The 22,871-nt window shown below is 39.7% G+C and carries 17 protein-coding genes; all 17 read right to left on the bottom strand.

Annotated features, from left to right (window positions below):
* Positions 1 to 162 precede the first annotated feature (162 nt).
* Positions 163 to 945, bottom strand: coding sequence for a hypothetical protein (locus ABGV42_RS00185; protein WP_347379801.1), 783 nt, complete (start codon positions 943 to 945; stop codon positions 163 to 165).
* A gap of 81 nt (positions 946 to 1,026) precedes the next feature.
* Entirely contained in the window at positions 1,027 to 1,497 is a 471-nt protein-coding gene (locus ABGV42_RS00180) for a hypothetical protein (RefSeq protein ID WP_347379800.1), read from the bottom strand.
* Between the two features lie 24 nt (positions 1,498 to 1,521).
* Positions 1,522 to 1,944, bottom strand: coding sequence for a hypothetical protein (locus ABGV42_RS00175; protein WP_347379799.1), 423 nt, complete (start codon positions 1,942 to 1,944; stop codon positions 1,522 to 1,524).
* Positions 1,945 to 1,960: 16 nt separating this feature from the next.
* The gene (locus tag ABGV42_RS00170) at positions 1,961 to 3,019 is read right to left on the bottom strand and encodes a hypothetical protein (protein WP_347379798.1); all 1,059 of its coding nucleotides are present in this window, start codon (positions 3,017 to 3,019) and stop codon (positions 1,961 to 1,963) included.
* A gap of 33 nt (positions 3,020 to 3,052) precedes the next feature.
* Entirely contained in the window at positions 3,053 to 4,015 is a 963-nt protein-coding gene (locus tag ABGV42_RS00165; RefSeq protein ID WP_347379797.1) for a hypothetical protein, read from the bottom strand.
* Positions 4,015 to 5,664, bottom strand: a complete 1,650-nt coding sequence (locus ABGV42_RS00160) for an ATPase, T2SS/T4P/T4SS family (protein ID WP_347379796.1) — start codon at positions 5,662 to 5,664, stop codon at positions 4,015 to 4,017. Before ABGV42_RS00160 ends, ABGV42_RS00165 begins: the two co-directional genes overlap by 1 nt.
* Before the next feature lie 11 nt (positions 5,665 to 5,675).
* Complete coding sequence (locus tag ABGV42_RS00155; RefSeq protein ID WP_347379795.1) at positions 5,676 to 6,410, bottom strand: hypothetical protein; 735 nt, start codon at positions 6,408 to 6,410, stop codon at positions 5,676 to 5,678.
* 25 nt (positions 6,411 to 6,435) lie between these two features.
* Entirely contained in the window at positions 6,436 to 6,699 is a 264-nt protein-coding gene (locus ABGV42_RS00150) for a hypothetical protein (protein ID WP_347379794.1), read from the bottom strand.
* Positions 6,700 to 6,712: 13 nt separating this feature from the next.
* Complete coding sequence (locus tag ABGV42_RS00145; RefSeq protein WP_347379793.1) at positions 6,713 to 7,621, bottom strand: hypothetical protein; 909 nt, start codon at positions 7,619 to 7,621, stop codon at positions 6,713 to 6,715.
* Positions 7,622 to 7,676: 55 nt separating this feature from the next.
* Complete coding sequence (locus tag ABGV42_RS00140) at positions 7,677 to 8,582, bottom strand: hypothetical protein (protein ID WP_347379792.1); 906 nt, start codon at positions 8,580 to 8,582, stop codon at positions 7,677 to 7,679.
* A 245-nt stretch (positions 8,583 to 8,827) separates the two neighbouring features.
* On the bottom strand, positions 8,828 to 9,028 hold the full coding sequence (locus tag ABGV42_RS00135) for a hypothetical protein (protein WP_347379791.1): 201 nt from the start codon (positions 9,026 to 9,028) through the stop codon (positions 8,828 to 8,830).
* A gap of 39 nt (positions 9,029 to 9,067) precedes the next feature.
* Positions 9,068 to 9,286 (bottom strand): hypothetical protein, encoded by a 219-nt coding sequence (locus ABGV42_RS00130; protein ID WP_347379790.1) that lies wholly within the window; start codon positions 9,284 to 9,286, stop codon positions 9,068 to 9,070.
* Between the two features lie 116 nt (positions 9,287 to 9,402).
* On the bottom strand, positions 9,403 to 12,381 hold the full coding sequence (locus tag ABGV42_RS00125; protein ID WP_347379789.1) for a hypothetical protein: 2,979 nt from the start codon (positions 12,379 to 12,381) through the stop codon (positions 9,403 to 9,405).
* A gap of 9 nt (positions 12,382 to 12,390) precedes the next feature.
* Complete coding sequence (locus tag ABGV42_RS00120) at positions 12,391 to 13,653, bottom strand: S-layer homology domain-containing protein (RefSeq protein ID WP_347379788.1); 1,263 nt, start codon at positions 13,651 to 13,653, stop codon at positions 12,391 to 12,393.
* Complete coding sequence (locus ABGV42_RS00115) at positions 13,650 to 14,657, bottom strand: hypothetical protein (RefSeq protein WP_347379787.1); 1,008 nt, start codon at positions 14,655 to 14,657, stop codon at positions 13,650 to 13,652. The genes ABGV42_RS00120 and ABGV42_RS00115 overlap by 4 nt, the downstream gene beginning before the upstream one ends.
* Positions 14,658 to 15,857 carry a hypothetical protein gene (locus tag ABGV42_RS00110; protein ID WP_347379786.1) on the bottom strand — a complete coding sequence of 400 codons (1,200 nt, stop codon included), beginning with the start codon at positions 15,855 to 15,857 and terminating at the stop codon, positions 14,658 to 14,660. It lies immediately after the preceding gene.
* 139 nt (positions 15,858 to 15,996) lie between these two features.
* Positions 15,997 to 22,779 carry a hypothetical protein gene (locus tag ABGV42_RS00105; RefSeq protein ID WP_347379785.1) on the bottom strand — a complete coding sequence of 2,261 codons (6,783 nt, stop codon included), beginning with the start codon at positions 22,777 to 22,779 and terminating at the stop codon, positions 15,997 to 15,999.
* Between the last annotated feature and the right edge of the window lie 92 nt (positions 22,780 to 22,871).

Here is a 22,871-nt window from a genome sequence, read left to right as displayed (position 1 = left end):
CATATACCATAATAAAATGGAAACCTTAGGGTGAGACCCTAAGGTTAATTAACTATCTTTTCTAAACTAAAATATACTAATATTACTACCACTGAAATAATACTCAACACTGCGGCCGAACCGATAAACACCCATATACTTAGCTTTTTCATAGGCTATCCCCTAATATCGCTGAGTATATCGACGAATTTTAACACCATTAACAATATCCTCATCCATCAGGAATTCGCCCAACGGGTTGATAAAATTGACATCAGTAACATTTGAAATGTTATAAGGTAAGGTATAAGGAGGATTAGCCGGAGTTGTATAGTTCTTGCCAGTTTTATTGAGCTTTGTGATTACTTGAATCCGGTTAATAGTATTATACTGCTGTGAGTTAATATCAGCAATTACGTCATATCCACGCGATGCATTACCAATTCGTTTCACAATAATAGTCGATGTAGAAGTAGAGATAGTCCGAATTCGACCATCACCACGATTAATTAGTGGCATACTTGCAAGCTGTCCCCAAGCTGTCGGAGTTCGGTCTTGAACAAATATTGATAATCTGTCGCCTACATCAAGTGGCCGATCAATTATAGAACCTTTACGGCAGTATGAGTTAGGATTTGAACTAGTCGTACAGTTCAAACGCGCTATGTCCTCGCTACTCTCGTAAAATATATCATAGACTCCAGGACGGATATACTTTTCCAATTTAAGTTGAATGAAATACCGGTTATCTTCACTACCTCGAGAAAGGTTATTCAAGTTATCGGAGAGATAAGTATAAAGGTTGCTACTTAATTGTCCTGTAGTACTGGCAGAATCCGCAGCATTATATACCAAATTTTCTGCCCGACTTTGGATACTAACATTACCGAAGTAAGTATAAGTGAATATTCCGAAAACTAGGAAGAAAACTGTACTTACAATAAAGATTGCGATTTTACCAACCATATACTTATCACCATTCCATTAGAAGTTTGTAATTAAAAAGGGCGCTGTAAATACAGCACCCTCTCTGCCTTACGTGGTAAATTATTTACCCATATCAACTTGTGTGAATTTCAGACGGTTAAGTTTACCGTTTACATCGTACTGCTTAGTTACGCTGAAGATAGCGTTGTCTTTGAAGCTGTTTGGAGATACTGCTTGCTCATACATTGTGTTACCGATTTTCCAGTAGTTAACGATAACATAAGTTTCACCAGTTACGAAAGATCCGTCAGCTACGAAGTCAACTGCGCCTGCACCATCAGATACGCTTACTGTAGACATATTAGCAACAGGTCCTACCAGGATATTGCCTTGACCAGCGATTTTCATGTATTGCTTAACAGTGGAACCGGAAACAGTTGAAGAGTCTTCGATCATGCGGTCGATTTTACCTTGTTCTGCAATTGCTTTCTGACCTGTATCTTTACCTCCAGAGAAGAGCGGGTAAATACCAAGTGCGATCAAGATAAACACCAGAATGATAATGATGATGTTTGCTAGTACCTTAGGCATTGCGTAATTCCTCCTAGTAGATTGTTATAATTTTGTATAAGTAAACTTTTGCCCGCTGCCATTATTTTGAACAGTCACGCTAAAGCTTGCTTTATAGAATGCAAGATCGCTTCCAGCCCCAGGGAAGTCAGCGATACTGTAAACTCGGTTTGAACATCCGGAACAGCTACCGTAGTTGATAGTATTACCGAAACCTTTTACTTCCATTACTACGTTAGGAGTACCCATGTAATATCTGATTGCCCCTACAATGTCCATCCCCTTAACCGAAGCCCCAGGGGTAGTTACATTATCAATCGTAGTATCATATTTAACTTTCTCCAGTCCGTCAGTACGGTTTACCATTAGCGAAGCAGTATTTGCTGAACTATCGATAAGCGTAAACATGAATAGGAGTAGGAGGAAAGCTAAAGTTGAGGAAACAACCTCGTAAATAGGATTATCCATCTTGTATTAGCACCTCCTAGAACAGACTTCCAAAGTTCATCAATTTGCTCCATGGGATAATCAAGTAAAGGCAGCAAATTGTCATAACTACCAAGAAAATCATTGTACCTAGAGAGTTCATACTTTCAGCTTTCTTGCGGTACTTACGTTTTGAACGTTGATTTTCAATAATTATCTCATCACGGAAAATATCGATAGCCAGATCAAAGTCGTTATAAGCAACTTCCAAATTCTCGAAGAACAATCGCTCTGACAATGATGTAGAATCTGTGATAGCATCCTTAAAAGCAGCACCGGTATTTTTCGTGTTATTTGATAAGGCATCGCGAATCTTTTTCAGTCGATGTTGAATGTTAGGTGTCGCATTAGTAATCAAATCTTCGATAATTGTACTGTAATCTACTGGTTTGATACTTCCGTTAACGACAATCAACTTTTTGAGAAAGTTAACATTTCTTCGATCTCGATTAAGTACCTGCATGTTATAAAGCACTAAGTACAGATAAGGAGTGAATGACAACATCAATGATAACATTAGGTAGTAAGTATAATCGTACTCACGATAGTAATAATAGTCGAAAAGTCGATTGTAAACCTTGTTTGCTAAAGTATCAGCAGGCAGGACGGGTTCCATTTTCAAGTCTTTAACATAAGATTCAATCATGAAACTGATATCATCTTGCGAAATATTGTAGATGTCGTCCTTAGTCCAAGTTGCCAGAGCTTGCTCGTAAATCATCATTTCCTGTCTGAATGCAGTATCGACTCTTTCTTCGGGTACTTGCTTCATGTATTGTAAGTCGGTCCGATACTCAAAACTTGTTTCAATCTTCTGAGTGTAGTAATTAATACTTGTCGCCTTTACGGAGATAAGGAAGATGAATACAAGTGCAAAGATTATAACCTGTGCGATAAGAATTGTAATTAAACTAAACGTAGTGAACCTTAGGATACCGCCCCGATATGAGAGTGTATCTTTTACCTTTGCCGTAAATCTCTTCTTCTTTGATAGGTGATAACCACCTATAAACAGAAGAACAAGAGAAGTGACGACAGCTGTCAGTATTAGAAACATGTTATCACTTCCTCAGCTTCCATTAAACTAATATTACTTCGCACTTTCCTCATCAGTAGGTTCAATAGATTCCATATAATGGAGTACAATGACCATAACCATCGCCGCCAAAAGTGTTAGAACCTTCATAATCGAACCTTCAGGCGATTCGTAAAAGTACGTCAGATATCCTTCGAGCATCTTATAACTGAACGCCTCAATACCCCAAAGAGCTAGAGGGAAAGTTACAATACCTAAGTAAACGAATCCGCGTCCTGCCTGCATAACGTCTTGACGATTTTCGACGTCATTCATAACATCATCAGAGAGGAGTCGAAGCTGGTCTTTGATAACCCCAACCTCACCTTTATAGTACGCTTTCCGTACTAGCATCGCGAAAATTGTAACATATTCGTTATTAAAGGTATTTTCCAAACGTCGAAATTCGATATCCATTTTAACATTTTCGTTAATAGAGAGGATTTCTGTAATTCTCTTGAGGACTTTCCGCACAGCTGGGTGAACATCGGGTTGAGTTTTCTCCATCGATTCGAGGATTCTACCACTACCAGCGTACCTAGAGGAGATAAGCTTAAAAGCTAGAGGTAATTTTGTGCTGAAGTACATTTCCATACCGGTGTAGGCCATTCGGAGGAAAATCCAGAAGACGGCATATGTCATAAGAATGTAAAGAACTGCCATATACCAGAGGTCAACATTGTAGAAGTACACGAGGAAAGTGATGTACATAACAAGCGCATACCCAATCGTCATGAACACTGCGATAATAGTGTTATTTTCTAAAGATAACCCGTTAACTTTATTCAAGCTAACCGCTGTTTTTCTTACGATAGCTGTTAACCAGGGGTATCTATCGACAAAGTTGAGTAGTTCTTTAAGAGGTGAACTTGCGCCACGCTTAATTACTCGGTTTTTCCTTGTAATTCTCTTGTCCCAAACCAGAATTCCAATCACTATTAAAGTGAGCACTAGCAGTGAAATGATAAAATACAACATTATCCTTCACCGTCCAGTTCAGCGAACAACTCCTTCAGCCTGCCCATTTTCTCAGAACTAAGGTTAACTCGCATCTTTCTCAAATAGTTATCAGAGGGACGATTCAACTTATTCCACTTTTCTGTATCGTGATCGTACCTAAAGAGCGGAACAATTCGATAAGGTTTTGAATAAAGTTGACGTGCTAAGCGAACTTGTTGCAGATCGAGTACCATATGTTGCTTCTCTTCCAGTGAATAATTATCACCAAGTTTCAGATCAGGAACATAAACATCCTCGTTAACTGTAACTACCTCACTTATACTCTCTACAATTATCTGGCCACTTTCCAGTCGCACTAAATGAATAATTAAATCCAATGCCCGAGAAATATCTACTTCTGCCGTACTTGATTCATGATACATATCAGTACGTAACATCAAGTTCCGGATTGCCGGAATAACTTCATGCTCACTCTGTGCGTGAAGTGTTGCCCCGAATCCAGAGTTCAAACGAAGTGCCGCATCGATTAGTGCTGCAATCTCGCCAGGTTTTGTTATTTCACCTACATACAAGATATCACGCGCTTGCTTAAGGAGAACCTCAAAACACTGTGCCAGCGAACGTTTCATACTCTCAACTACCGTGATGATATTTTTCCACGGGAATTTAAGCTTAGCCTGAATCTCATTCTGTGTATCGATAATACCGATACCCCACTTATTCGGGATTCGCTCGAGTAAAGCGATCAGCAATGATGTTTTACCAACACCCATGTCACCACCAGTTACAACGTGAGTACCTTTACCTGACATATTGAGTTCCAGGAATTCGAACATATCAGAATCAATAGTATTATACTCATCACGTAATTGCTCCAACCTAATTGGTTTCAATGAGAGTATCCGTTCATTGTAATAAGCAGCGTTGGAATCTGGCACCATATCGTAACCTGCAGCGGTAATACGGCTGGAGTTAAGTTTAGCAGCAACTGCACTCGGATTACTTTCGCTGAAAGTATTAGTTGCATTACCAGTTGTCTTTTTCATGATATTTGTCAAAACTGACAAACTATCGAAGCTTAAGAATGACAACCAAATTTTACGTCCCTTAAATGTTACGTAAATATAATCCTTGTCCAAGAATGCTACTTCATTAATATTGTGGTGCGCTAAACTGTCGATCACACTTTGCCCATACTCGGACGCATAAAGCAATTGAGATAATAGGAAGAGTCGGTTAGACGCATATGAGAAATAGTCTTCAATTTTTTCCTGTTCATCACGTACAATGGATCGCATATACTCAGAATCAATCTGATCTTCTGGATCATATTTCTCAAGAATATCACCGAAATCCATAATACTGAGTAACATTTCAAATACGACATGATCTTGGTTATTATAGATATCATCAAAATCAATAAGTTTTGACATGTTCTCCTGCTTGTGATAGCCAAGATGACGGAGGAGTTTAGCGTAGTTACTAATCAGATACTTACGTGCATCTTTGTCACCGAGAATCGTACGTCCGCGTGCATCCTGATATTCGATAATCTCAGCGTCAGCATCTTCACGTTTAATACCGTACATTCGTCTAACGACGTCGATATCAGTAAATGAGTCGTAAACCTCGTTCATCAGTTTCGTGAAAAGAAATTTATCCTTCATTGTGACTCCTCCTATTCGACTTCGGTAAGGAGCGTATCAAGAACTACATCCAAAGCGTCAATATAATTCTTAGGTCCTGATTTCGTGATGAAAGACTTGAGATTATTATCATTAGATTCTTCGATTACCTTAGGTGTGTCAGGGAGAGTTAAAACAGGGACATCCAATCCCAGGTCCTTCAGTTCTTTCTTGATATCGGCAATCCCGTAACCGTGGATATTATCAGAATACTTGTTAATGACAACAATCAGCTTATCTTTGTAGTTCTTGTAATATTCCTGCAGTTCCTCAACATAAGTCAGGAGTCGTCTATTTTGTGTTACCACCATAACAATTTTATCCGCATGTTCATAGAAAGGAGTGGAGTTACGCTGTGCACCACTCACACAGTCCAAAATTGTATGATCGAACAATCGTCCCGAATAATTTGTAAATTCCTCTGCGATATCCTTAGTGATTACAAATTGTTCCGGTGCACTTGTCATAAACAATCCCGGTACAACTTCTTTGATTACTTTACGTTTAAACGTATCTTCATCAAGTGCCTTTGTCGAAACCAACAAACTGAACTCATCCAGGCTTCGAGCAAGAGGAGTATCATTAAGGTAATACTCAATATCTCGTACAGAGTTGATATCAACCAAGTTGATATTAAGACTACGCTTCAATGTGAGTTGCAATGTTGCAAGCGTAGCTGTTACTGTTTGTCCCGTACCCTTACGAGGTGATGTAAATGCAATAATCATTTAAGTAATTCCTCCTGCTTTAACCTTAATTTTTGCGTCCATCCAACTCATACTGGATATAAGTAGATACGTAATCAACGTAGCGTTTAAGTGTAGCTAAATCAGCGGTATCACGCTTACCCAACCAACCGGCAAGTGTCATGTCATCAATTTCAGGATGAATAGCATGGAAGTCATGTAAAATTTGAATTGCCTTCTCAGCTTGCTCAATTTCAAGTGCTTGTTGACGATGATACTCAGCTTCCTCAGCCGTCATGTTATCATCAGGTACATATTGGGTAAGTTTCACGTGATTTCCTCCCTTAATTGCCAGTATTAATTTGGTATCCACTTGCTGGTGATGTAGTATCAGTTTCTGCCGAATCAGTAGTTTCGTCAGTTTTAGCTGTAGCGTCCTTGTCAGAGCTAGGCTCTACCATAGAATCATCAGCCGGAGTTGTATGACGGAGATTAGGATTTTTGAAAGTGATTGGCGAAGCTTTTTGAGTTTCATCCAAGTAAATACGTACTTCCAATTTACCCTTCTTCATTGCTTCTTTCATGTTTCCATACTCAGTCTCATCAACTTCGAATACCATGGAAGATGAAGCAGTTACGTTGTTATCAAGTCCGATTGTTCCGTCAGCCCCAACAGCACCACGGAATTTAATACTGTTAATTTTCTTCTTAGCCATGACTACATCATAACTACCGTCACCATAGTCAACTACTACGTCAACGATATTACCAGAAGCAACAGTACCAGCGACAGAGTTATAAATATCAAACTCTTTCAAACGGTCATATTGGCCGAACCAGTCATCCTTAGCAACAAAATCAGCCAGTGAAACTTGGTCATGTTCTTGGAAATTACGTGTAGTAATTTTACCAACTACAGAGTTAGTATCACTTACCGGATTAGTTACCGCAAATTGTGCCGGCACTTGAACAACTTCGAAGTAGTTAGCCAAATCTTCACGTGTAATTTGCACGTATTTATTCAACTGCATACCAGCTTTAAGTTGAAGTACCGGAATACGTTGTTGTGAGTTAATATCCAATTCTTGAATAGTAGCTTCACGGACTTTCTTTTCATTATGAGGGATAACTGCATAAGTGTAAATCAACGATGTAGTTGTTAAAACTACTAGACCTACAGCACAGTTAATGACGATTGGCATATTCTTACTAACCCAACTCATCGAGGTTACCCCAAAACGCTTGATCTTCATTCTTCGACCTCCAATAATAAACCTGGTATATAAATTTTATTGTAGCTAGATTCAATTAAAAACGTTTGTACAATGTAAATCCTGATGCGTTGTAATTCCGATACTGATAATCTCGATCTCGGATATACTTAGGTTCATCAGTCGAATAGATAACAAAGAAAGTTATCCCTTCGAGAATATTAAAGTTACTCATTTGTATCAGCTTACTGTAATAGTCAGACCGTTGCTTAGGAGTATAGCCAGAGATATCGGCATTTTCCATTCCTGCTGGCCGAATCTGAATTTCAAAACCATAGTTCTTTTCATAAGGGTCACGTGTCATTCGATGTACGTGAGCATTAATCTTCTCGATTACAAGTTTATCGCGTAAATCTTTGGTTAGTTTCTTCCCACCAATAGAAACAGTACTATTATCGACTACAATCTTATTCTCATTAACTGTAGATACAGCCTGATAATAATAGCTAGTTTCATCACGTAAATTCAGGTACATGAGTCGTCCGCTATCATCAATAACAGTATAGTACATCGGTGGTAACCAATCGTAAGTAACTGAGTAGTCGTCTATATTACTAGATGTCCCACCAGTTGGAACGTAGCCCCGATTAATTCCTAGGTAAAAACGGTCACCATATGTAAGTGCCAACATTGGAATATTATTTAAGAAGCGATTCTGCTCTTTAATAGAACCGGTGTTACGGTAGATTGATTGAATAAATTCATCACGCAATACATCGAGATCGATATTAACTACGTCATCGGATTCTAACATATAACCTTCAGAGAGATTGAAATAATCGTTGTCTTGAACCTGTCTTGCGGAGATTAGGGCTTTAGTAGACGTCTGAATTACATGCTGGGTTTTGTGTACCTCATAGTCGTGGGCCTTGACTTCTGCAAAGGGGACGAAAATCCAATTGAAGAAAAGAATGAAACCGAGGAGATAAGCTGCGTTTGCCACACTTCCACCGCCTAAGTCGTTATTGTGTACTCAGGAAGTATTCTCAATCATCAGCTTGATTTCGAAGATTAGTACATAGACTTACACTGATTAATATTTGCGATGAACTAAAAATCTCACACTCTGACACTCAAAGTACCTTCCTTTCTTTTAAAACTCTATACCTTTAATCTACTCGCAAAAATAAGGCGCTTAACAAAGTACCTGTTAAACGCCTTCGTCTATATTTTTTTGTATAGCTTTAGCTAATCCCTAGGTGCCAAGATAGCTTTACTCATTTTATGGAAACCTAATGTCATTCCAAAGGAGACTGCAACATAACCATCGCCGAAGTCCTTAGTAAATCTGCCCACAGTACCTTTAGGTATGTTCTGAGTTCTACCTGACCACTCGCCAGAGAAATCCTCAGTTGTTACTACCCAATCACCTTCATTTACGTTAGACACAAGACATTTCTCCTTTTATTTGAGTTTATATGAGTTGAACTAGCTAAGTTGTTCGATAGGTACTCCATTAATCTCCAGAATTTTACCACCGTCTTGACCCTGTTTCCAGTAGCTATAACCTCCAGGTACATTGGCATTCTCAACTTCGATATACCATCCACCATCATAAGCGTAAAAATTTGCACTGTAAACATCACCTATTACTGTGATACCTTGAGCCTGAATTTTGATTCTATCACCGCGATTAACCTCGATCATGATGCTCAAAACCTCCAAATTTATCATATTTATTTTGCCTACATTGTTAATTTTAACGTGTAAATTTAGTCTGAATAAAAGAAAAACCCTACGACATAAGTCATAGGGTTTTGTTCTTACCAAGTGCGGAACCATTTCATGTCATCTAGGAGAGTTTTCTGCAAGTCATAAAGGAATACTTCACCTTTATTCACTCCCTGTCCAATCATATTGAGATTGGAAGGTCTACTATATCCATAAGAGTTAGGAGTATCCTGTCCCCAGTTCTTATCAATAGCCCACTTATCTTCCATGAAAGTATAGTTGAAAGTGGGATGTCCGGCACTGTATCCAGTGATATGATAAGTTACCAAGATTTTATAATCTTGTATATCTTTCTTATTCACCAAATCAAGAGGACTTCCTTTTTTCACGAACTTAGTTGTCGGAGGAAGGAATGTACGGTTATTATAAGTACTATAATCTTGAGGTCGCATTTCACGCATATACATCGGCAATAACCGTTGGTTATGTGTGATAATTGTTTCGTAAGGTATTTTCTGAGTTGGGGTGTATGTGAATTGGTCGGCAGTTAATGCATACTTACTGTCTTCCAGTTTAATGTAGACTCCATCATCATTTTCAACCCAGATATCAACATCTTGGAGATAGTTATTATTTTTATCGAGTGCATGATATTTAATCTCTAAATCAATATGATCACCAGGATCATTGAATCCGACAGAATCCAGTTTGTACTCCAATCCGTAACCTAAAGAGATATTCTTAGACTCTTTATTGTAATACATTGGGAAGAGGTTAGTCGGGATACCATTGATTTTTAAATTTGAATCAGTTTCATCTGGATTTTTGAAGTAATTTTTCCATGTAAAATCTGCGATATTATTAATACGCAAGTTTTTCAGTTTGTTTATCCAAATTTGAGGTGAAACTGAATGTGTTACGTTACCAGCACGATCTGTTTGACGAATATGCAAGTACCAAGCGCCTTCTTTGAGGTCGTCGAAGCTAGTAGCTTGATTCTGGTTATATACAGTTTTACTATTTATGTTTACATCCACGTATTCAGAGAACTGATTAGGTCCTGTCGCATAATCAGGGTTTGTTAACGGAATATCATTCCATCCGCCACCCCAGTCATTGACAGAAGGTTCGCTTCGATCAGGTCGCTTAGACCATGAGAATTCAGTTTTGACTACACCAGATAATTCATCACCAACGGAAATTCTCACCGTATTATTATAATCCGCAATATAATCGAAAGTACCGTTCTTGTTAACCCCACCAGTACCTGTCATATACCTTGTATCATAAGGTGGTATTGCATCATATCTGTAATCACTGAAGAATCGTGTCTGAGGTCCGCCAGGTTGTACCTCTGGCCATCCTGCATAATCACCTAACTTAGTTGTTAAGGTGTAAACACCTTGCTGATTTATCGTGAATGTCTTACTGTAATTCAACGGAGTCGTCTCAGCATCAGGTAGAGTATAAGAATCCTCACCCAACGGGCTGTAGTAACTGATATTTTTCAAATCCCAACCCGATCCCCAGAATCCAGATAAGTTATCTGAATAATTTAGATCGAATACAATAGGCTGGTTAGTCCATCCTTGACTCGTCTTACCGATAGTATGCACAGGACTAGTCTTATCGAGATTGTAAAATTCAGATTCGCCTGTTATTGGAGCCGGATTCAATGAACAGGTTGGCATTGAATATGTTGCCCCAGAAGGTGGAGCTGAATCCCATCGCCATTGGTACGGTTGCCAATCTACTTTACCATACAATTTATGCTGGAAACCTTCACGATTTATTTGGACACTATTTGATCCGGTAAATGATCCTGTTATTTGGATAGTATCCTCTTTATCTCTCCAACAATAGTATGATGCAGTTCCCGTTTCCGGAGGATTAGGAGTACATCCAGTTGGACCGGGAGTACACGGTACCTCTTTCGTCCACGATACAGGTGTAGTTTGCTCAGCTTTCTGATAGTTTTCTACACTAGCATTAACTGTAAAATCTCTACGTGCCCATCCTCTGACAATTGATCCTTCTTTATCTTTAGTATCATTTGGATCAAATACAACGGTACCTCCGCCACCAGAACCACCTGGGTCAGGTTGTACAGGTGGTGTTCCGTCATACTTAGCGTAGACTGCCATTTTAGGATAGCTGTAGGTAGTTGCTTTAATATCGATGAACCAAGAGTTATACCACCATACCACGCGACCGTTATTATCATCAGCTTTAATCTCATAAGGTGGGTTACCATCAAATGTACCCATCCACTCAAATGTAACTGGGATGCTAGCCTTGTTGGAATCGTCAACTCTGACATTCTTCGTAGCGGACTGATCCACTTTTGCAGTTTGCATACAACTAGGTTCGCATCGATTATACTTAAGGCTGTCTTTATCAACTTCAACAGACTCAACCTGAGTTAATTTAAACTGCTTACCAGGAATCGATGTAGATACCAAGGGTTCAGTCAGCGGGTCCTTTATAGTTAAACTCCTACCGACGTAGACTTTATTGGAACCGCCGGAAGGGGTTGAATTCCAACTTGTTATACCGTTGGGATCTACACCTGCCGCAGAATAAGTCCAATCCCCACTAGCAGGAGGAAATGCATCGTTATTAGACTTTACATAATAACGTTTTCCATCATAATCGTGTGCCCAGAACTTACCTGAAGGTACTCTGAACCAAGCGAAGTACTGCTTTTCACCTGATTTGTCCGCACCTTTTAGTTCTACCTTAGTGCCTGTGATATCACCCACTTGCCAACTCGTATCGGTTACTTTAGTAAGTGTCTTTATAGTTTTACCATCATTATCTAGAATGACAACACTTGTAGCCGCAACATTGTTCTTTTTAGGGACAGTTACAGTAGCATATGCAAGTTTTTTAAGTGGTATATAATCAGTTCCATCAGGATCGCTTACACCTACGCTACCATACCTAACTACGTCACTTATTTTCTCGTAACCCGCAGGTATAGCAGCTGAAACAGTAGATGTATCGAAAAATGGAAGAATGACGACCCCCAAGAGGGTCGCCAATAGAAGAGTTTTTATTCTGTTTCTCAAACTTATCACCTACTGGTTGTATTTTGTATTAAGTACAGAAGTCAGTAGAGGTACACTATCACTGTTTGATCCACCCTGATCAAAGTGAAGTTTAAACTCGTTCTTAGATGTAAAATTTCCTTTAGGTAGAACATAACCTGAAATCCACTTGTATTTTCCCGGTTTAGTTGCGTCGAACGAGAAGTACATTTGCTCGAATTTACTGTTCCACATACCTACACCATGGCTTCGTGTAATTGCGTTGCCTGATGTTTGTGGAGTCTCATACCAGTCTTTGTTATAGAGGGAAATACTACATACATCCAAGCTACTGTTATTGAGGCTTTCCTTAATGTTAAGATCAGTGATAGCTAGAACAGCATAACCGTTTTTAGTGTCTTTCAGTTTGTGGTACTTATTATTCAACCAAGCCAGATCGTTGTTCTTGATATATTTCATATTTGGATCCTTAGGATTATCCAAATCAATAACTACGAATTTCTCAATCGAACAAACAGCTTTACCGTTTTTAATAGAATAGGACATTACAGAATCATCGAAATCTCCGTATTGCGGAGAACTGAAGTATCTCGGCAACATTGTGTAAATATTTGTTTTATGCCAAAGAATTTCTGCTTCTGCGGTAGCATATTTATCAGATGCAAGAGTTTTACCACTCTTTACTGAAAGTACACGTTCGATTACGACAATTGCCTGTGCTCGTGTTGTTGTACCGTCAGGAGCAATTACGCCAGGAGCTGTACCTTGGATCAAACCAGCTTTAGCACCTTCATACAAGTTACGGTTAATATCGTAATCTTTTTTGTATCCGGTAATTCCTGCTCGTACCGCCAACAATGTCATTTCCTTACGTGGCATCTTTTTGTTCCAATCACCTTTGAAATCATTAGCGTAAATTCCTGCTCGAGTAGCAGCATCTACAGATGGCTGATACCAAGTAGTACCTGAGCCGTTTGTTTCCAATCCCAGAGCCATAACCAACATTTTTGTAAATTCTGCACGGGATACTTCTTGCTTCGGCTTGAATGTTCCATCTGCATATCCACTTACATAACCGGCTTTTACAGCATTATTGATAGAAGCTTCTGCCCAATGACCTTTGATATCCTTGAACTTAGTTCCAGTTGAAGCTGCCGTTTGAGACGTAGTCCCAAATCCAGAACCATTAAACAATTTAGTTTGAGTTGTATCTGCTTCAGCTGAAGCAAAGGAAGCGAGTACGATATTGGTAGCTAAGAGTGCAGCAGTCATTGCCATTCCGAATTTTTTCATTTTGAACCCTCCGAATTTTGTGATTGATTATTTTCATCTGATGGTTGTACTTTATCTTTATCGATAACGTAGTAATAGTTCATCAGATAACTTAAATTAGTACCATCCTCAATATTCATGACAGGTTCGGACTGCTGAGGTTCTCCAGATACTTCAAATTCTGAACCTATATCAACATCATTTCTCTTATCCCAACCTATTAACATACTGTTTACGACCTCTGCAGGTCTCAAATATTCTGAAATAGGCTCGTTTAAATACAAAGGGATAGGTGTGTGACTCTCTAGTAAATTAGATTTCACATCATTAATAGGGTTCATTACTTTATTATCGAAGTCAACCTGATAATAGCGCTCAGTCAGTTTACCCCAAATTGTTTGAGGTGCTACACAGACATTTTGATCAAAGACATCAGCTTCTACGTTAGGTGCAAGTTTCGCCAACTTAGCTGGCGAGTCGGCAACAGAGCTATAATCCAGATATTTGATCATTGCCGGATCATTAGCATAAGCGAAGTTGTTGATTGCCGTATCTTTCTTGCCGATAATAGCATCAACTACGAGATTTCCACCAACGGAGAATGATCGGATTGTTGCTTCTCGTTCCTTAGTATCACTACCAGTTTCCCATAGAATATTATCCAGAACTGTTTTATTCCACTCAGTCCGTGTTCCGACAGTATCAAGGTCATACTCTTTGACGACTGGAATACTAATTGTAGCTTTTAGCTGATCCTCAGGAATTTTATATAAAGCCTGACGCCCATCATATGTCAAGCGGAGACCAATTAACTTATTCTCACCAGTTCTTAAGGAATTCGGAACCTTAAAGGTGATTGTTCCTTGGTGATTGACATCTTCGGAATAAGAGAGTAACTTACTCTGTGTTCCAATACATGCTTCTGCAATCAACTTAGTCGGTGCGATGATAGCATGTGCACCAATTCCAAGTAACAGCGCACCAATTACTCCAGTAGCTAGCCACTTTTTATTGCGCAGTTTCAACTAATTCACCCCCGCTAGCGTTGTACGTTCACCAACGGCTGTGATTTCTGTGATATCTGTGGCAGTACCAGAATACTTAGATAAAGGTACAATTACATCATGCTCCTGCGAGTACCAAACTCCATCATCAGCATCCTTAAACCAAACAGATACTAGATTATGTAGTTCTTTATCTTGATAGTAAAATCCTCGATGTGATCCCATTACACGTACTGGGATACCATCAGCTGAAAATTTGTCCTCAACCGCTAATTTAACCCGCTCATAACTAGTCCGTAAGTACTGCTCCTTATTCTGATACTTAGCCATGACATCTGCGTTAGCTTCGGCTAATTTCTGAGTTTTATCCTTGGCGACAGTGACAGTTGATTCAGCTAAGAGTTGAACTTCATTGTAGAGTTCACCTTGAGTGAGTGGCGCAAGTCCAGAGGTAAATTCGCGAAGATAACTTTCGGGGAATGTTTCTTCTTCATTGACTAACGAGTTAGCACTAATACCAACTTCAGTATTTCGAATTTGTTTATCCAATTGCACAAGGATATGAGCTAATTCAGCAGTCGTGATCGAGTCCTGACCACGAATATCAGTCTCAGCGACCAATTCAGCTTTCACCGCTAAATAGAGGTAACTGTAATTTGGATCCTGTGAATATTGGTAGAAATCCTTACTCGGAATCAAATTACCATCACGTTGCTGCATGAGATTGTGATCAAAATCTGCCTTCTCCGCAGCCCACGCTGGATTGTAGATTTCAAGTGCTTTAGCTGCCCAGTTAATCACCTCATAACGACTGATATAGCCTTGTGGCTGGAAACCTGTCGCATACTCAGCAGGTAAAATTAATCCTGCACTGAGTAGTCCTCCTACGATTGCTGAATCAGTACCACTAAGCCCAGAGAATAAATCGTTAGTTACAGGTTTGACACTAAGCAACTTGAGTATATCCTTTGCTGCTTTGATACGTTCGACAGGTTTGTCTGGTGATATAGTCCCAGATGAAGATTTTGACCAAAAACCCGAAGCAATTAACTGTGATACTTCAGCATAATAAGGATTACTTTTATTTAAATCAGAGATACTCACACTCCCTGAAACACCCTTACTAATAACTGAATTTGGAACCGTACCTTCTGCAAAGGTCTGCCCACTTAAAATTAAAGTCAACACTAAAGCAGAAGTACCTATTCGATTAAACCTCAAAGTCTATCACCACCCTAATTTATCCATAAGTTCTTACTTTAATTCAGTAGCCTATTAACAGATATAGAAATGAGATGTACTTGATTCGGGAGTTTTAAGCAAAAATAAAAGGCTACAGCCGAAGCCATAGCCCTTTACCTTATTTAATAATATTTGTTACTTCATAAGAAGTAATCTCAGACCAGAGTCCGGTTTTATTCATCGACCTAGCGTAAATAGTTGTGTTACTATCCACCACTGCAGAGTAATAATATGTCTGCCAGACACCATTCTCACCAATACGATATTGTTTCAACAAAGCATCACTCGGATAGTTGATTGTAAATCTGACTACACCTGTTGTTGGTGCGATGATGTCAGGTACGAACATTGAACTTCCTGCTGGTGTTCCAACATTAGCTGAACCAATGTTAGTGACATTCAGAATAGCTACCTGAGAAACATTACCTACCGCATCAGTAGCACGTGCACTCACCAATACATTTTCCGATACTACCAAAGGACCGGAGTATTTAACCCAGATACCTGTACCTAACATATATTCGTTAGCTACGGAGTCAGAAGGATAAATAATAGAAACTACAACATTTCCTGTAGTTGGAGCATAAGTGTTAGCTGAAATGCCAGGCATATTTGGCGGTACCTTATCGATATTAGTTACCGTATACACAGACTCTGTGGAATAAGATCCAGTTGTGTCTAAGTAACGTGCATACAACTTACCGTTGTCCGTCATTACTACAGTACCATAGTAATTCTGCCATACACCAGTCTCACCAATTTTGTACTGTTTTGTAAATGCGTTACTCGGGTAGTTGATCGTGACATTCACGTTACCACCAGTGATTGCAACAGTGTCAGCACTAAAGGTCGGTGCCGAAGATTGCGATGATGTGATATTCGTCACTTCAACTTTCGAGACATTAGACATAGTACCCTTACTGTCCATACCCCGCGCTTCAATAACAGTACCATTAGTTTTGACTACAACAGGATTATAATAATTCTGCCAAGCCCCACCATCAATACGATATTGTTTCCATGTTACACCTGCTGGGTATGTGATTGTTACTGTGACTGGTCCATCAGTTGCTGTACCAGGAGTCAAGAAGAATGTAGGTGAAGTTGGAACATCATTACTGATATTAGTCACCTCATAAGAAGTAACGTTTGACCAGTTACCTACAGCATCCCGAGATTTAGCGTAAATTTTTGTATTTGCTGTTACGCTAATCGGTTGTGCATAAGTCAAGTAGTCTCCGTTTTCACCAATTCGATACTGCTTAACAGTTGCGTCAGCAGGGTAGTTGATAGTAATTGCAACTTTATCGGATACAATAGTTTTATCAGCTACGAAGGTAGCATCTGCAGGCGGAGTCTTATCGATGTTAGTGACTGAGTAAATACTAATCCCAGATTCTTGACCTGAGCCAGTTACTTCACGCGCTTCAACAGTACCATTTGCTGTCATCGCAAATGGAGAGGTATAAGACTGCCATGTTCCACCATTAAGTCGGTATTCACGTTTAGTTGAAGCACTGCTGTAATTGATTGAAATTGTTACATCAGTATTTGTGGCTAGTGTTTTATCGGCGTTAATCATAGGACCGTTTACAGTAGGTGCTTGAATGTTATTTACCACATAACTAGCAACCTCGGAATAGTTTCCGATATCATCACGTGAACGTGCATAAACTGTAAGATTGTTAGATACAGGGAACTGTCCATGATACGTAATCCACATGCCACCAGTTTCACCGATATGGTATTCTTTCAATGCCACATTATCAGGGTAGGTAATAGTGATATTAACCTTACCGCTTGTTGGTTCTGTAATATCAGCGGTGATGATAGCTTTATCAGGACCAGTTTTCAAAATATTACTCACTGTCAAGTCAGAAATTGGAGAATAAACATTGGCATAGTTTGTAGCGCGTGCCTCGACTTTGCCATTTGTTTTCATTTCAATTGGCTTGATGTAGTTTTGCCAAGCCCCACCATCAATACGGTACTCAGAAACTTTTGTACCACTTGGATATGTTATAGTAACGAAGACACTTTTATTCGTCATAACTACCGCATTGTTAGCGTAAAGATAAGGTGCACTTGGAGTTGTTTTAACAATGTGATTAATAGCTAGCGAGTAATCTGCTGACCAGTTACCAGAAGCGTCCTGATAGCGGCAAGTAATTGTACCATTATCAGTCATTTCGATTGGACCCGTATAATCAAACCAAGCCCCACCGTTAATACGACATTGTTTAACCACAGCATTACTTGGGAAAGTAATTGGTACGTAAATTGGACCAGCTGTTGGAGTTGTGTCCAGAGTTGGCATGATAATCGGTTCCTTAGGAGTAGACTTACTGATATTATCCACAGTCAACGAACCTGCAACTGAAACGTTACCGGCAGCATCAGTAGCCCGAGCCTGTACTACACCATTTGTTGTCAGTGTAATTGGACCGGTATAAGTCATCCATGGACCATTATCAATCCGGTATTCCTTAGTTACTGTCCCGGTAGGATAAGTTACCACGACTTTGACATTTCCATTAGTTGCGTTAGTATTATCCGCCACTAAAATAGGAGGAAGCAAAGTTGTTTTTGTGATATTTGTCACGCTGTATGTTGATACATCGGAAACGTTACCCAGAGCGTCAGTCGATCTTGCGTAAATTGTTCCATTTTCAGTGAAATTTACACCCGCTGTATATGGTCTCCATTCGCCATCATTAACTTTGTACTCTTTCACTACTGCGTTAGTTGGATATCCAATAGTGACGATTACATCCTGGTTAGTTGGAGTTGTTTTACTTGCCGCAAATGTAGCGTTAGCTGGAGGCGTTTTACTAATATTACTAACGATAACCCGTCCAATCGGTGAAACGTTACCCACCGCATCAGTAGAACGTGCTTCAATCAGTGCATTAGTCAAGACCTCAATCGCACCAGTATATTCCTGCCAAGCACCACCATCAACACGGTACTCTTTAATTGTCGCCCCAGTCGGGAATTTCACATCAACATAAACAGTTTGTCCAGTTGGTACTGTAATACTTGGGGTCAGTACTGGAGCTGTAGTTTGCGTATTCTTCACAAAGTTTGTCACGTCATAAGTAGCAACCTCAGAAATATTTCCTGCCAAGTCACGTGAACGTGCATAAATTGTCACGTTGTCGTTAACATTGATCGGATTTCTGTACAAACTCCACGAGCTTCCAGTTGTACTCAGTTTGTATTCACTCAGAGCTGAGTCGGAAGGATAGTTAATTGTTACCCCATAAGCTTGGCTAGTTAATTCCGTTTTATCCGGAGTAAATGTAGCTTTGTCAGGAGCAACCTTATCGATGTTAGAAATTACTACCGTATTCACCTTAGACGGATTACCTGCTGCGTCCTTAGAACGTACAGATACGGTCGTATTTTCAGTCACTGTGATTGGTCCAGTATAAGGTAACCAAGGACTATTACTATCTCCCATTTGATATTCCTTAACAACTGCATCATCAGGGAAATTAGCCACAAGTACAATATCGCGGTTCATTGGAGAAGTTAAGGAACCGTTGTCCGCACTAAACGTTGCATCAGCTGGTCCAGTCTTCTTGATATTAAATACCGGAAGGCTTGAACTAGTACCGATATTACCTGCCCCGTCAATCGCCCGTGCCACAACTGTTGCATTAGCTGTCAACATGATTGGACCAGTATAATCAATCCATTCAGTCTCACCAGCAATTTGATACTGTTTCTTCACCGCATCCACAGGAAAATTGACAGTAACTTCAACATCACCAGAAGTGATTGTAGTTACATCAGCTGAAAGTGTTGGCGGTTCAGGAATAGTTTTCTTGATATTCGTAACTTCATACTTAATGATTGGAGTTACATTGCCCGCTTTGTCACGAGCGCGTGCCGAAATTACCACGTTCTCTGTAACTTTAATCGTACCACTATAAATTCTCCAATCACCATCACCGATGCGGTACTCATTCAGTACAGAATCATCAGCATACCCAATTGAAATTTCCAAGTCAGTATTTGTGAGTTCTGTTTTACTTGCGGTTACTACTGGATCATCAGGAGGAGTACGGTCAATACTATCAACCACATACGCTGCTTCTGGAGAGTAGTTACCATAAGCATCGACTGATCGAGTGTAAACAATTCCGTTATCTGTCATTACCACAGGAGCTGTGTATTCAACCCAGTCCAAACCAATACGGTATTCACGAGTTACTACATCTTCTGGATATTTTACACCGACAATAACATTACCGTTAACAGGATCGACAGCCGCACTGAATGTTGCCGCCGCTGGAGGTGTCTTCTTGATGTTTGTAATATTCATTGTTTCGATTGCAGTCGTATTACCTGCCAAGTCCGTAGCACGAGCTTCAACTAAACCATTCTTAGTGATTAGGAATGGGGAAGTATAATCAAGCCAGTCACCACCATCAAGTCGATATTGCTTAGTCACAGAATCTTCCGAGAATGTGATTGCCATATCGTAATCTTTATTTGTTTTAGTCGTAGTACTAGGCACGAAAACTGGTTTAGCAGGCGGAGTTTTATCAAGTCGATAATCACCCATTGTCTTCTGCAACACATTTCCAGCACCGTCTTTAGCTTCTACATGGACATACCAAATACCATCAGTAGTAATTTGAATATACTGTGAGGAATTAGTACTCCAAGCCGAGAAGCCTGTAGTTGGGAAGTTAGGACTTTGTGTTACTGCATAACGCTGAGATGCAAAACCACTACCTCCAGCATCAGTGAAGTTAACTGTAAATCCGATATTTTTATTCGTCCAGTCTTGACGTGTTAATTCAAAACTTGCTTCAGGTTTTACTAAGTCATCAGTGATTGTGATCGATGAACTATATTCATCAGACCAAGTACCGGAACCGTTCTTAACCTTCAGATATACGGTATATTTACCCTCACCGTAAGTTTTGAAACTGTTGATTGGAGTAGCCCCACTATATACTGCAGTGCCATCTTTTTCAATGCGCCAAGCTGTTTCTGTGATTCCTTTACCACCTGGATCGTATGAATTATCCGCAATTTTTACAATATCATATTTAGTTGCTTGCGAAGGTAAGTCGAAACTTGCCACGGGCTTAGCATCGGTATTTGATGTTGTAATGTAACGCGATTCATATTTACTCCAAGCCCCCTGTTTATCCAAGACACGCAGCTGAATTACATAAGCTTTACCTAAAGGTAAACTGGATGGAATTTTACCTTGTGTCCAGTTGACAGCAGTCGCTTCTTTCCAAGACCACTCAACTTGAGCAATCCCTTTGTCAGCAGCTGACTGGCTATCGGGGTCATATGACTTATCAGTAGTGGTTACCGTATAAGCTGAGGTACCTGCTGTAACTTTTAAATCGAATGCCGCAATTGGTCGCCGATGTGCAATGATATATTGAGGTGAAGGATGCATATCACCGAAAGCAATATCATACTTACCAGGTTTATCAAAGACCATCTGTAAATTCTTCTGCCACTGACCTGCCCAAGATGCCTGACCTAAACTATTCTCAAAATAGTTATAGTCGTGATCAATACGCCAACGTCCTTGCGGATATTCAGTAGTCTGTGAGTTAGTAGCGAGAGAGGAAGGACTTACATTAATATCAATCGGCTCACCTACCAGAACATACTTAGTATCCGTTCCGGAAACAGGATCTACCTTGATTTTTGAGTAAATATACTCTGCCAATTGGTCCATAGCTGAAGCATAGTTACTATTATTAATGAATGTACCGTCATTATTGTTACGTTGGATAAATGCTTGTGCCTGCGCTTGGTTAGTTGTTGATCCCAGAGCTACATAATCAATTTCAGCATTTGTCAAACGTGTTAAAATTTCACCCGATGCTTCAGCATTGTCAAAATCAGCTACTACTTTATTTTCCAAATTGACTACAAAGTGCTCTGCATCAGTACGCCAGGAAGGTTGACGAATTACTTCCTTGAATTGTTTAGCACTGACCATTTGCATTTGTAGATTTTCGAAGGTAAAGTAAGAGAGGATTGTACATGCGTGGGGCACATACGAAGCGATTGGACCGAAGCTATTACCGAAAATTTGAGGCAGTGCATAACTTTTGACAATTTGCGTTCCGTTATCCCACATATCCAAACTTTGTGGTGTTACTTCAATCTTAACGGAGTGATTAGTACCGAAAGGTTTAGCAAAAGTTGTGATCTGTGTTACTCCCGGAATGTTACCAATGCTACTAGTATCCATGTCCCTTAAACTTGTGATACTTGCATTAGCAATCTGGTATAACCGAATTCCGGACTCTTCATAGAGGAGTACATATCCGGAAATTAGACCACCTTCAGACTTGACGTTGAAAAGGAATCCACCACCCTGCATCGAGTGATATTGAATACCAGCTTCATTCAAGTCAAATGTAAATGTTTTCTTACCTGATGTTGAATCCGGCATCAACATAAAGTCACGGTAACCATAGGTGTCGTAACCATAAAATGTTAGTTTCTTACCATTTGATACAATGTGGTCAGTAGTATAACCAGTATCTGATGTTGCTCCAGCATAAGCAGTATCGGAGAAGTTATGCGAATATCGTTGCCAAGCAAAACTATCTTTTGCCGAAACTTCCTTCTGTTCGACAGAAGTTATATTCAACTTATCCGTATTTACTCCTTTTGCCTTGAGTCGTGATTTGAGATCGTCGCTAAAATTAGCAACATCCCAGTTATTCTCACCGACAGTGAGTACAACATCGACATTAGGTGTTGGCGTTAGTGAGATCTGCACATCAGTAGCTGATGCCGAGACTGATGTATCTGCAGACACTAAGTTCATTCCGAGGCTCGACGATAACAGAACCGCAGATAGTGAAATCGCCAACGTTCTCTTTACAAGAGATTTCCTACCCATTCTTTAACCCCCAATCTATTCAGTTTTACACGACTATTTCGTCAGATAGCCGTCAGTAAGTTCAGGTTAATTACCGACTAAATAGGTATATC

Source organism: Paenibacillus pabuli (assembly GCF_039831995.1).
Taxonomy (GTDB): Bacteria; Bacillota; Bacilli; order Paenibacillales; family Paenibacillaceae; genus Paenibacillus; species Paenibacillus pabuli_C.
The sequence above is the reverse complement of the archived record's forward strand: the minus strand, read 5'-3'. Positions and strand labels throughout refer to the sequence as shown.

Coding starts and splice junctions, on each gene's coding strand:
- ABGV42_RS00185 (WP_347379801.1), bottom strand. CDS start 945: ATGGTTGGTAAAATCGCAATCTTTATTGTAAGTACAGTTTTCTTCCTA.
- ABGV42_RS00180 (WP_347379800.1), bottom strand. CDS start 1,497: ATGCCTAAGGTACTAGCAAACATCATCATTATCATTCTGGTGTTTATC.
- ABGV42_RS00175 (WP_347379799.1), bottom strand. CDS start 1,944: ATGGATAATCCTATTTACGAGGTTGTTTCCTCAACTTTAGCTTTCCTC.
- ABGV42_RS00170 (WP_347379798.1), bottom strand. CDS start 3,019: ATGTTTCTAATACTGACAGCTGTCGTCACTTCTCTTGTTCTTCTGTTT.
- ABGV42_RS00165 (WP_347379797.1), bottom strand. CDS start 4,015: ATGTTGTATTTTATCATTTCACTGCTAGTGCTCACTTTAATAGTGATT.
- ABGV42_RS00160 (WP_347379796.1), bottom strand. CDS start 5,664: ATGAAGGATAAATTTCTTTTCACGAAACTGATGAACGAGGTTTACGAC.
- ABGV42_RS00155 (WP_347379795.1), bottom strand. CDS start 6,410: ATGATTATTGCATTTACATCACCTCGTAAGGGTACGGGACAAACAGTA.
- ABGV42_RS00145 (WP_347379793.1), bottom strand. CDS start 7,621: ATGAAGATCAAGCGTTTTGGGGTAACCTCGATGAGTTGGGTTAGTAAG.
- ABGV42_RS00130 (WP_347379790.1), bottom strand. CDS start 9,286: ATGATCGAGGTTAATCGCGGTGATAGAATCAAAATTCAGGCTCAAGGT.
- ABGV42_RS00120 (WP_347379788.1), bottom strand. CDS start 13,653: ATGAAAAAATTCGGAATGGCAATGACTGCTGCACTCTTAGCTACCAAT.
- ABGV42_RS00105 (WP_347379785.1), bottom strand. CDS start 22,779: ATGGGTAGGAAATCTCTTGTAAAGAGAACGTTGGCGATTTCACTATCT.